We start from the raw sequence: 11,411 nt of genomic DNA, 5'->3' as shown, positions 1-11,411 counted from the left end.
CGACTGAATGAGGGGGGTCAATTTTGGACGCCGATCCTCCCTGCTAAGGGGTCAAAATTGCACGCCGATTCACAGGCTGAGGACCAATGGACTGGCCAGCCTCGCCGGTGAACTCGGGAAGATCGGAACCCGCAAGGAGGCAGCGTGATGGAGGGCAGCTTCCGGGATCGTGGCGCAGCGAAAGTAAGCCGGGACGAGCGGACGGTTACAGTTCACGTCCCGCTTACCTTTCGCCGCAAGGGCGGACGCAAGGTCGTCATCTCGCCGACAGGCGAGCTGCAACGGCCAGCGCGTGCCCGCTACATCGATGACGCTCTGCTGCGCTCCCTCGTCCAAGCCTTCGAATGGAAACGCATGCTGGATGAGGGAGAATGCGTGAGCGTCAGCGAGCTTGCCGGCGCCACGAAGCTCAACCACTCGTTCGTCTCACGCGTCCTTCGTCTCACACTCCTGGCGCCTGACGTGGTTGAAGCGATCCTCGACGGAAGTCAGGGCACTCTGGTGCAGCGACAGGCATTCCTTCGCGGCCTGCCTCACCGCTGGGCTGAACAGTTGCCCTGATTGACAGCGTAAATCGCAACAAACGCATGATGCGAACCAGCCGTTCGAATCCCGTCCCCTGGCCGCTATGCTGGCGTCGACGTGCATCGTGTTGACATATAGTCGATCGGCGCGGCAGGCTGCCCACGCTAGCCAATCTGTAGATCCGACGTCGGCCATTTCGCCGGGTCGAGAGGGACGATCGCTCGTACTGCCGCCAAGGAACCCTGCCCATGCTGAACATGCCATCTGTCACCCCCGCGCTGGCCGCGGCTGCGCTGCTGCTATCTGGCGTACCGCAAGCCGTAGCGGAAACGATTTCGCCAAAGGTTTTGGTCGTCACAATGTTCGGCGGCGAGGCGAAGCCCTGGCTAGAGGGTGAAAAGCTCGAGCGGAAAATCGCCGTTCCGGGATTGTCGAAGGAATACCCGGAGGTGGCCTGCAACAATCAAGATCTTTGCATGATGACCACTGCTATGGGTTACGCCAACGCCGCAAGTTCAGTGTCTGCACTGGTTTACAGCGGTCTTTTTGATCTCAAGAAAACCTACATTCTGATCGCCGGCATCGCCGGGGTCGATCCGAGTGACGGCACGCTGGGCTCGGCCCATTGGGCGCGATTTGCGATCGACGGCGGCCTCCGTCATGACATTGACCCGCGACAGATCGAGGCGGATTGGCCAAGTGGCATCGTGGCCTTGGGTGCGAGCCGGCCAGGCGAAAAGCCGAAATGGAGCGCCGGCAGCGAGGTCTATCAGCTCAACGAGCAGTTCCTACAGAAGGCGTTTGCCCTGAGCAAAGATGTCGAGCTTGCCGACAGCGACGATGCGAAAGCCTATCGCGCATCATATCCCGCTGCACCTGGCAGTGCGGAGCCGATCGTCAGCATCTGCGATACCGTGTCGATCGATACCTATTGGCATGGGTCGAAGCTCGCAGAAGGGATGGGCGACTGGGCGGCAATGATGACCGACGGCAAGGCGAATTATTGCACGACGCAAATGGAAGATAACGCTTCACTAACAGCTCTCAAGCGGGCCGCTGATGCGGGGCTTCTAGACTTTGACCGTGTGGCAGTGTTGAGGACGGCATCCAATTTCGACCGAGAAGGTCCGAAGCAGACGGCGGCGCAGTCGCTTAGCGCCAAGTCCGGTGGCTTTGGCCCGGCAACCGTCAATGCCTATCGTGTCGGCGCAGAGGTGGCTCACGCGATTATCGAAAACTGGGCTGCCTGGGAAAGCGGCGTTCCAGCCAACTAGGCGAAAAGCTACCGCAACGGGCGGGCGTAAGGTCTTCATCTCGCCCACAGGCGAGCAGAAACGGTCAGCGCCCGTCCGCTACATCGATGACGCTTTGCTGCGCTCCATGGTTCAAGCCTTCCAATGGAAGCGAATGCTGGATGAGTGCGAATATGCCAGCGTCAGTGAGCTTGCCGCAACCAGAAAGCTCAACCACTCCTTCGTCTCACGCGTCCTGCGGCTGACGCTCCTGGCGCCGGACATTGTCGAGGCAGTCCTCGACGGCAGACAGGTGGAAGCTACTCAACGGAAGGACCTGCTTCATAATCTCCCGGGTTTGCCGACAATCGCCAAGCGATCATCGTCTTCGCCAAGACGCTGCGAGATCTCGCGGCAATCTGCCGCCCTCACTCGATGAGCTCAAGCGCGCGCAGCCATTCGCGGGCAGCTAGATCCGCATGCCGACGTGTATTGTACGAGCAGCCGCTCTGGATTGTTGATCAGAACGGACGCGCGCCGTGTCGTGCTCGCCGCGAATCAATATTCAAAATATGAAGTAAACGATGCAGTTCGTCACCGATGGGCCGGATATACCAATATCACTTCTGCGGGCGCAGCGCGAAGGTAGCCTCATGTTCGTGGTCGGGGCAGGTGTATCGCGCGCTGCCGGCCTGCCGCTGTTCGGTGATCTTGCCGACAAGGTCTATGAGCGGCTCGGTCAGGCAATCCCAGGGGCTCCCGGCAGTCTCGCAGGTCGGGCCGAAGAGGAAGCGCGCGACGCTCGGCAATATGACCGCCTGCTTGGGTTGCTCGAACAGCGGGTAGTCTATCGAGGCACAAACTGGCGGCAGCCCCGCAACAGCGTGCGCGAGGCTGTAGCCGCGCTCGTAACGTCGGGCCGGCGGGCAAACTTCACTCCGCATGCTGATCTGCTAGACCTGTCCAGGGGCCCGGATGGACATCCCCGTATCGTCACCACGAACTTCGACACCATTTTTGAGCGAGTTTGGTATCGACGAACTCGGCAGCGTCTGCCGAGCAGCGCAGGGCAGGGCATGCCGACCGTCGGCTCTCACGATTTCACCGGCGCCCTGCACCTCCACGGTCGCGTCACGGATCGTCAGCACCGACTCACCGAAACCGATCTCGTGCTCACGTCCGCCGATTTTGGCGAAGCCTACATGCGAAGCGGTTGGGCCTCGCGGATCGTGTACGACCTGTTGCGTCGATACACGCTGGTGTTGGTTGGTTATTCCGCAGACGACCCGCCGATGCGCTACATGCTTGAGGCGACAGAACAAGGTCGACTCAATTTTCCGGATCTAAAGCCGGCCTATGCGCTCGTTGCCGATCCGAATGGCGATAGCGGGGGCATACGCGAAGCTTGGCGCGGCAAGGGCCTGCAACCACTGATCTATCCAGCACCGGGCCACGATCATTCGGCGCTGTACAGGACGCTAAACGCTTGGGCGGAAATGGTACGGGATCCTCTCGCATGGTCTGAGGCCGAACTGGCGCGGATTGCGGCGGTTCGATACGCTGAAAGTTCAGCGGATGATTGCGCCAAGTTCGCCTTCCTCACTAGCGAAATTTCGAGCGCGGCCGCGGCAGCGCGATCCGCGGCCGATCCCGCCTGGGTCGAAGCTCTCCACAACGATGGCCAAAATCCTGATGATTGGACCTATATCGCATGGTTCCGCGATCGGCTTCAGTCAGCCGTGGTTGCGCGCTATGCCGCGGCGGCTAATGATGCGTTCAAGCTCCGCATCGCTCGTGCCGTCGACTTCCTGCTCCGATCGCGTCAGGAGCCCCTTCCCGAGCTCTACGGGCGATTCTGGCTCCTGTTCGTGCAAGCGAATCTTCGTCCAGGCCCAAGCCCGTATGGCGGGATACGCGAGGGCGCGGCGGTCACTACCAACCGTATCCAGGCAATCGTCGCCGCGCTCGAGCCGCGCCTTCGCGTCGAACGCCGCTTCTCACTGCACGAGCCCGACGAACCAGAAGCGGAGCCTCGCAATATCCATGATCTCGCGCATTTCCGCTTCCGCACTAGCGAACGGGACTGGCAGCGCAGACTTGAGCGCTGGCCGCAGGATACGCGCGCCGAGGAGCGCCTGATTCTGGCACTTGACCGAGCCCTGAGCGAGGCCTGCGAGCTCGCCACCGATGCCGGACTGAACCAGGCAGATGGTGATCTCATGTCTTTTGATCTGGCGTTCGTCCATGCCCCCGAAGAAGGGGAGGGTCTCATCGAACCGGGCGATCGCCACGCCGGGCAATGGCGGCTCAACCAGCCTGATGCGCACAATGACCGATTCGCGCCGCTCGTTCGGCTCATGACCGGACTGTGGCGCCGCCTGGCTGCACGCGATCCCCACAGGGCGACAAGGATCGCGACTGGTTGGGCGGAACGCGACGAGATGATCTTCAAACGTCTCGGCGCCTGGGCCGCGACCGTGACGGACGTCGGTCCGTCAAAGAGCATCGAAGATTATCTCCGGCGGACAACGCGTCCGCGCTACTGGTCTTCCGACAATACTGCCGAGTTGGTCCGCTTCTACTGTCGGCGCTGGAACTCGCTTGCGGAACGCACGCGCAAGCAGATTGAGGACGTAATTCTGGCCGGTCTGCCGCCCGAAATCGTCCGGCGCTTCGCCCGCCCCGTCGACCGGGCCTATACCCGAGCGCTCTACACCGCTCGGGAGCTCGCCCGCATCCGGACTGCAGGCGGGCGGCTCTCGCGCAAAGCGTCGGACCGGCTCACCGCGCTTTACGCGGAATTTCCAAACCTGCCGCGGGAGGTGCCGATCCTCGCCCATCTCTACAATCCGAGTTGGTCAGGTTGGGGCTTATCTGCAGACATCCGGGTGCTTGATGAAGTCGCCGACAATCGATTGCTCGAAAGAGCTGAGGCGTTCGAGACCAACAGCCGTCTCGAGCAAGCGGATCTGTGGCGCGTGTTCGCCAAGAGCGAGCCTGCGCGCGCCTTCGCTGCGCTGGTTGATGCCCAGGCCAAGGGGCAGTTTCCGGCCCACCGCTGGGAGCCACTGCTGGGCCTCTATGCGTATCTAGAGACCGAGCGACCCGCCGGCTTGCCCGATATCATAGCGGTGCTTGCCGCACTTGCGCCTGTCGCTGCGGCGGAACTAAACCCGCTCAGCCACCTGCTCTCACGGATCGTCGAGCGGCATGCCGCCAGCACAGGGGAGCCACTGTTTCCAGCGATACTTGCCTTGTGGGACCAGCTACTGCCGGTCAGTGCGACGATCGACGACGAAAACGATCGGACGAGGCCCTTCTCCGAGGCCATCTTGTCGCATCCGCTGGCCGGCTTGGCAGAATCGCTCGTGACGATGCAGAGCCATGTCGATCGGGAGGCGGGCGGGGGCTTCGCCGACCAGTTCGCGGGACGATTCGAGGCGTTGATCGCGTTACCCGCCCGCGCAGGGATCATCGCGCGCGGTGCGCTGATGCGGCAGCTTCCTTTCCTGCACTGGCTCGCGCCCGTCTGGGTCGAGGAGCACCTGTTCACAGCACTCCTTGAGGAGTCCGACGAGGCGCTGAATCTGATGAGCGTCGTCGCGCGGTCCGTTGCCCCGCAATATCCGGTGCTCTTCAACCGTCTGAAGGCCGCGATCTTTCGCGCTCTCGAGCACGAGAGCACCGACGATCCAGTGCGCGAACACTTATCTGGTGCGGTGGTCGGGGCAGCGTTCGCGGTTATCGAGGGGCGTGAGGGTTTCGAGCTTACGAACGTCGAATGCCGACGTACCCTCACGCGCATGCCGAACAGCGTGCTGTCCCGCATGGCCTGGGAGCTCGGCTCGCTCTTGCGCAACGAGCCCGACTTGGGGGCGAAGGCGGCCTACTGGGAGAGGGCGGTCGAACCATTTCTGACCGGTTACTGGCCGAATGACGTGTCGGCAAGGACTGCCGAGGTGTCAGAAAATCTCGCCCGCCTTCCAGCGCTGGCCGGCGATGCGTTCGAGCAGGCTGTCGATGTCATCTTGGGTCTGGTTCGTCCGATTGGCCGGTACGAGCTTCGCTTCGCGCTTGGCCTTGACGAGGTGGATGATCTGATTGCGCGCTACCCGCGCGCCGCCCTTCGACTGATCGTCTCGATGCTCGATCGCGACGCGCCCCCACCTTCCGACATAACTGAGGTAATCCAGGCGCTGCTCGACGCCAATCCTACAATCGCCGCCGAACCAGCGTTTTGGCGCCTGCGGCTCATGCAGCGCCCGAACTGATGATGGCCGATGATGCAGCGTGCTCCTGCATATTTAGAACAGGTCACTTGAAAGCTCGAACACCGACGTCAGCAGAGTGGTCTCGTAGAGCGTTCCTAGTCGCGCCTGTCTAGCAAGATTCACGAAGGGTTTTTCCGCGACCATGACTGTCGCGAACGGCAAAACGGTCGTGAAGGCCGCGACATCGCGCAGGTCGTTCTCCGAAATTTTGCGCGTCTGATCCTCGAGCCGGATGACCAACTCGCGTTCCACGTTGAGCACGGGGATGTCGCTAGGAAGACTGCGCATAAGCGACGAGCTAATGTCGTGGACATTCTGCCACGCCAATCCGAGCCGGCGCGCCGTCGCCAAGATGAAGTCGATCTCGTCGAGGATCAGCCGCGCGCCATAGGCACGTCGGCGAACTGCAAACGTTTCGCCAGCAACGATGGCGCGACGGGCCTCGAGCTGAGCGACAAGCCCGGCCGAGCCCATACTGTACCGCCGCACTGCCTCGACACGCACCGCCTCATCCCCGTACGCGAGATGTTCGAACAATGTCTTGATTGGATTTGCCCGCACATGGTCGAGGACCCGGGCCGAAATCTCGAGACCATAGGTTGCGGCTGAGTAATCCGCGGCGGCTTCAAACCACAAACTTGAAAGAAACCACTCGTCTGCAAGCGCTTCGCGCTCAAGTGAAAAGCGCTTGGCAAGGCTGTCAGCGAGAGTCTCCGCGAAGATGCGACGTCGACCGCGAAAGACATGTCCACCACTTATCACGGCTTGCACGCGCGCCAAATGGGCCCGGCGAACTGGGTCATTAATCTTGGCGGTTTCATAGAGATTGGTGAAGCTGAGCGGTGTAATAATCGCACGGTCTTCAATCAGTGCGACGACGGTCGCGAGCGCCGCATGCTCGCGCGGATATTCAGCCTTATCCCAAGCGCCACGTGCAAGCGCCACCCAAGCATTTTGATCGAGATAGAGGATGCGCATTGTTTAGGTTGATGGTCGACGTCAATTGGGGCCAACCAGAAGTGGAATATTGATCTGCGATTAGCAAGCGCAGATACTCGGTATAAGGCGGTTAGATTGTAGCCGCCCACGGGTTGGAGGAAGTCCTGTCCAACTGACACAAGCTCCTGATTAAAAAAATTCAACAAAATCAACGCTCGAAAACCTTGTGTCGGATTTGCGTAGTCACAAGGTTTGGAGAAAACCGGCCCAGAGAGAGCATAATGGCGTCTGAAACGCTGATTGCCGACACAAGGTTTGTGCGGAAAACCCCGGAAATACTGCGCTTCTGAGCGCCTCAACCCGGAGCGGAGAATGTTTTGCGGATTGGGAGTGGTAGAGGGCAGGGGACCGGGATCCAACCTTCTCCAGGGGCCGTGAGATCGGCGGGCGTCCGCGAATCCAAGTTTAGCCATTCGGCAGCCGTCATGCCATCTGAGCCATGCGTCGGCATGATGGCGACTACATCCCGCCCGCCGCTCGGCATCTCCTGTGCCCCCCCGCCCCACCGAGAGGCGATTTTCAATTTCCTTCCGTCGGCAGTCCGGAACAAAAGTGACCCGGCTTTGGTTCGCGTTGCGCTGCAGCATCGGGCGACCCTCTGTGCTCGCTGCTTCGCTTGCTGCCCTCAACTGCGATGGGAGAACTGGCCGATGGCGCGTGCACGATCCATGGATACCGGCCCCCGAGGTCACCCCTATCTCATGGCCGCGGGCATTGCAGCCGGGCTCGTGGCGATTTCGGCAGGCGTGAACGCATGGCTGGCCAAACGGGCGGAGCGTGCCAACCCGCCCATGGGACGATTCATCGAGGTCGACGGTATCCGGCTCCATTATGTGGAGGTCGGAGAGGGCCAGCCGCTCGTGCTCTTCCACGGCAACGGCAGCATGATCCAGGATTTCGGGAGCAGCGGCCTGATCGACATGGCATCGCGGAATTATCGCGTCATCGCCTTCGATCGGCCGGGCTACGGCTATAGCGACCGCCCTCGGACGGCACTGTGGACGAACTCGGCGCAAGCCGAACTGTTCGAGAAGACGCTGAGGCAGCTCGGCGTGCGCGACGCGCTCGTGCTCGGGCATTCCTGGGGTGCCAGCGTGGCTGCAGCCCTAGCGCTGAAGCATCCGGACATGGTTCGTGGTCTGGTGCTTGCATCTGGCTATTACTTTCCCAGCATTCGGATGGACGTGGCCGTCCTCTCGGTCCCGGCAATCCCTGTAGTGGGGGATGTCATCCGATATGCGATCTCACCGATCCTCACGCGTTTATTGTGGCCTCTGCTGCTGCGACGCGTCTTCGGTCCGTCCCCAATTCCGCGAAAATTCCGAGGCTTCCCGAAGGAGATGGCGGTCAGGCCATCCCAACTCAGGGCCAGTGCTGCCGAATCCGGTTTGATGATCCTGGATGCAGCCTTCAGCCGCCCAGGTTACTCCGAGCTGAAAATGCCCATCGTGATCATCGCGGGCACGGAAGACCGCATCACCGACTTCCACGACCAGTCTGCCCGACTGCACCGGGAACTGCCCCGAAGCGTTCTTCACAGAGTGACAGGGGTCGGCCACATGGTTCACCAGTCCGCGCCGGACGCGGTCCTGGCTGCGATCGATGAGGCTGCCGGAATGCAGGGCCGAGAAGCGATCGGGACCGACTGGCCGGATGCAAGGGGCGCTACGAGCAGTCCTCGGCAGATCCGTCCACGCGCTGCCTCCAACACCATATCCGAAAGCCTACCATGACCGCGGCTCGGCTCCGGGACGCTGGCCCAACTCACCGGCGCTGCTAGATCGGCAGCGCCGCTCGTCGGCCGTGGCTTCGAAAGAGCAATCAGTTGGCCCTCTCCTCAGCAATCAACTTCCGGAGGAGTAGACGCTTATGCAGGTCGGTTTCTTCTGCGGCTCGCAGGTGTCACCAACACAGATCAGGATATTCTGCTGGGTCATTCCTCTGGCAGCGTGGGTGAGGACTGCGGCAGCGACGTGTTGCCCGAAGGTCGCTGGAGAAGGCCTCTCCCAATGCCAAAGCTCAGGCGCAACCTGAGCGTCCCTCAGAGGGCTTACCGGACGTGTCCTCCAGGATGGTCAGGGCGTTGACCAGGTCGTCTGCCTCGTCGAAATCCAACCCGATCAGTTCCACGCCATCCACCTCAGCAGGGAGCCCGGTGGCCACGTCGATCACCGTCCAGCTCCCGTCATGCTCCTGCTTAAGGTCGTACCTCTGGTGGGCCATGAACGCAGTGTACGGCAGGGACGGAATGTGCGGTAGAAATTTCTGCGCCCCATCAGACAAGAGGCGACCGCTAAATCCCCCAGTGCCCCTAAGGTGTCCCTGCCGGAACTCCTCCAGGCCGTTCATCAGGTTGACCAGATCGGGGCGTCCTCATAATCCAATCCGGTCATTTTTGCTCCCATCAGGCTCGTTGCCTGAGATCGTACCTCGGGTGGACCATGGGACAGTGTAGCGGTGTTACGCGGGGCCGTCTCCAAGCAGATCGTCTGACGTAAGCCTTTTTTGCTGCAAAGTTGGATTGCAGGGAGGAAGGCAAGGGCTAAATCCCAATCGGGCACCTTGTTCGTCCGCCAGGTAAAGAGGTGCCCCCCTTGTATGCCCCTCTCGGTCCCCAGCCGGGAGGGGTAGCGTTTCTCCTGACCGGCGTTCGGCTGGGAGGGCCGGGAATGTTCGACGCAAAATTGTCTGGCCTCCAGCTAAGAGGCAACGCCACCCCCCCCGGTGGCCCCTCGGTCGACCTCGACCCGCGAGATCCATCCAGAACCCGCCTGGAGCGACTTGTATCAGACGCAACGCCCATTGACGTTTGCTCCTCGGCCATCAAGGCCGAAGGAGAAATGAGATGGGAATGTCAGAGTTTGATCCTGGCCCGTGCAGCCGTAAGCCATGGAACGCAGGACGCAGGGTAGAGCCAAACGGCCGCTGAAACCACGGCAGGTCTGGGCTTACTCGATCAGCGTGTGCGCCTTCGCGACCGCGCGCTCTTCAACTTGGCGATCGATAGCAAGCTACGCGGTTGCGATGTGGTGAAAATCAAGATCGGCGATGTTGTCGCGGGCGGGCAAATCCGCACGCGGGCAGGCCGGGCCAACCGCAGCGTGGGCGCCCTTGACTAGTATCAAATTCTCACCGCTATCACGGAACGGAAACGGCATACCCAGTCGGCGGGGAAATCGCTCTGAGGCAGGGGGCGTCTAGCGGGCCTGTGTTTCTTGAAAAGCATTAGCTTGTCTACATAACGCAGCCGGACCTGCGATTGGCATCTCTCGCACGTGAAGCGGCCACGCTTTGAAACCATGCTGCTGTCTTGACCAATGGGTGCCTACAGTGTGGGCATTGAATTCGAGAAAAGGCTCTTTGAGAGGGGCACCCTTACACGGCCTGTAGTTTTGCGCGGTGCTACGCCGCGCCGACCCTGGAGGGGGTTCGGAGAGTGAAGCGACGCCCGCCTTAGTCCTCGTCAGCCGACCTCATTCGTGTACCGGAACAAGAGCACAGGCGGAAGGGTTGGGGCGGTTACGCGATTGGCGCCTGCCGACAGCGGACAATCCAAGGCCGCCATTCGTACCGCTAGTGCGAAGGAGATTCGCCATGTCTGAAAGCGAAGAAAGGCTGAACGATTGGCTGCGTGATGCGCATGCGATGGAAGAACAGGCGGAGCAGATGCTGAGCGGGATGTCGAGCCGGATCGAAAGCTATCCCGACTTGGCTGCACGCGTCCAGCGGCATCTCGAGGAGACGAGATCGCAGCGCCAGCGGCTCGAAGCCTGCATGCAGCGGCGCGGCGTCTCGACCTCGACCATGAAGGACATGACCGCGCGCTTCACCGCCCTCATGCAGGGTGTCGGCGGGGCCATGTCGGGCGACGAGGTGATGAAAGGCGCGCTCTCGGGCTACACCTTCGAACATTTCGAGATCGCCTCCTACAAGATCCTCATTGCTGCGGCCGAGGCGCTCGGCGACACCGAGACCGCACGGGTCTGCAACGAAATCTGCCGCGAGGAAGAGGCCATGGCCACATGGATGGCCGACAGAATCCCCGAAACGACCAGAACCTATCTATGCGCGAAGACACAGGCGTGGACGTAAAGCGCTGAGGAAAGGCGCGATCCGGGAATTCGAGCATGCTTCTTGTCAGCTGTTCGGCGACTTCCTCATTGCCATCTTCTTGGCGCAGCCTTTGGTCTCATCTTTTTGCATGGTCTTCACCATCTCTGGAGAAACCTAGTTATGCCCGCTTGCTGATGTTCCGGACGGCGGGGTCGGCCGCCAGTGCTCGCTCGATGGTGGGCTGCTTGTTTTCGTGCACAAGCCGAGTTGCCGGAGGCGGACAGAGAGCAAACGATGCGATGGGGTACCTTCCCCCCGCCCTAGCTAAGTG

At 61.2% G+C, this 11,411-nt stretch carries 8 protein-coding genes; 5 read left to right on the top strand and 3 right to left on the bottom strand.

What is annotated here, in order from left to right; all coding sequences use genetic code 11:
- The first annotated feature begins 147 nt into the window (after positions 1 to 147).
- Positions 148 to 561: a hypothetical protein gene (locus HUI96_RS28115; protein ID WP_188258012.1), complete on the top strand. Its 414-nt coding sequence runs from the start codon at positions 148 to 150 to the stop codon at positions 559 to 561.
- Positions 562 to 773: 212 nt separating this feature from the next.
- Complete coding sequence (locus HUI96_RS28110) at positions 774 to 1,799, top strand: purine-nucleoside phosphorylase (protein ID WP_188258011.1); 1,026 nt, start codon at positions 774 to 776, stop codon at positions 1,797 to 1,799.
- Between the two features lie 578 nt (positions 1,800 to 2,377).
- Here HUI96_RS28110 and HUI96_RS29755 read toward each other — a convergent pair.
- Complete coding sequence (locus tag HUI96_RS29755) at positions 2,378 to 2,701, bottom strand: hypothetical protein (RefSeq protein ID WP_237684444.1); 324 nt, start codon at positions 2,699 to 2,701, stop codon at positions 2,378 to 2,380.
- Here HUI96_RS29755 and HUI96_RS28105 point away from each other — a divergent pair.
- Positions 2,642 to 6,028 (top strand): SIR2 family protein, encoded by a 3,387-nt coding sequence (locus tag HUI96_RS28105; RefSeq protein WP_337918676.1) that lies wholly within the window; start codon positions 2,642 to 2,644, stop codon positions 6,026 to 6,028. The genes HUI96_RS29755 and HUI96_RS28105 overlap by 60 nt on opposite strands.
- A gap of 33 nt (positions 6,029 to 6,061) precedes the next feature.
- On the opposite strand, the gene HUI96_RS28100 is transcribed toward HUI96_RS28105, so the two are convergent.
- Positions 6,062 to 7,006 (bottom strand): hypothetical protein, encoded by a 945-nt coding sequence (locus tag HUI96_RS28100; RefSeq protein WP_188258009.1) that lies wholly within the window; start codon positions 7,004 to 7,006, stop codon positions 6,062 to 6,064.
- A 671-nt stretch (positions 7,007 to 7,677) separates the two neighbouring features.
- Here HUI96_RS28100 and HUI96_RS28095 point away from each other — a divergent pair.
- The gene (locus HUI96_RS28095; protein WP_188258008.1) at positions 7,678 to 8,760 is read left to right on the top strand and encodes an alpha/beta fold hydrolase; all 1,083 of its coding nucleotides are present in this window, start codon (positions 7,678 to 7,680) and stop codon (positions 8,758 to 8,760) included.
- A 286-nt stretch (positions 8,761 to 9,046) separates the two neighbouring features.
- Here HUI96_RS28095 and HUI96_RS28090 read toward each other — a convergent pair whose 3' ends face one another.
- Positions 9,047 to 9,250: a hypothetical protein gene (locus tag HUI96_RS28090; RefSeq protein WP_188258007.1), complete on the bottom strand. Its 204-nt coding sequence runs from the start codon at positions 9,248 to 9,250 to the stop codon at positions 9,047 to 9,049.
- Between the two features lie 1,371 nt (positions 9,251 to 10,621).
- Here HUI96_RS28090 and HUI96_RS28085 point away from each other — a divergent pair.
- A complete protein-coding gene (locus HUI96_RS28085; RefSeq protein WP_188258006.1) occupies positions 10,622 to 11,119 on the top strand; it encodes a ferritin-like domain-containing protein in 498 nt (165 codons plus the stop codon).
- Positions 11,120 to 11,411: the final 292 nt, after the last annotated feature.

Origin of the sequence: Pseudaminobacter soli (ex Zhang et al. 2022) (genome assembly GCF_014595955.1) — a bacterium.
Lineage (GTDB): Bacteria > Pseudomonadota > Alphaproteobacteria > Rhizobiales > Rhizobiaceae > Kumtagia > Kumtagia pseudosoli.
Note: the sequence above shows the minus strand (reverse complement) of the source record. Positions and strands in the feature narration are given on the sequence as shown.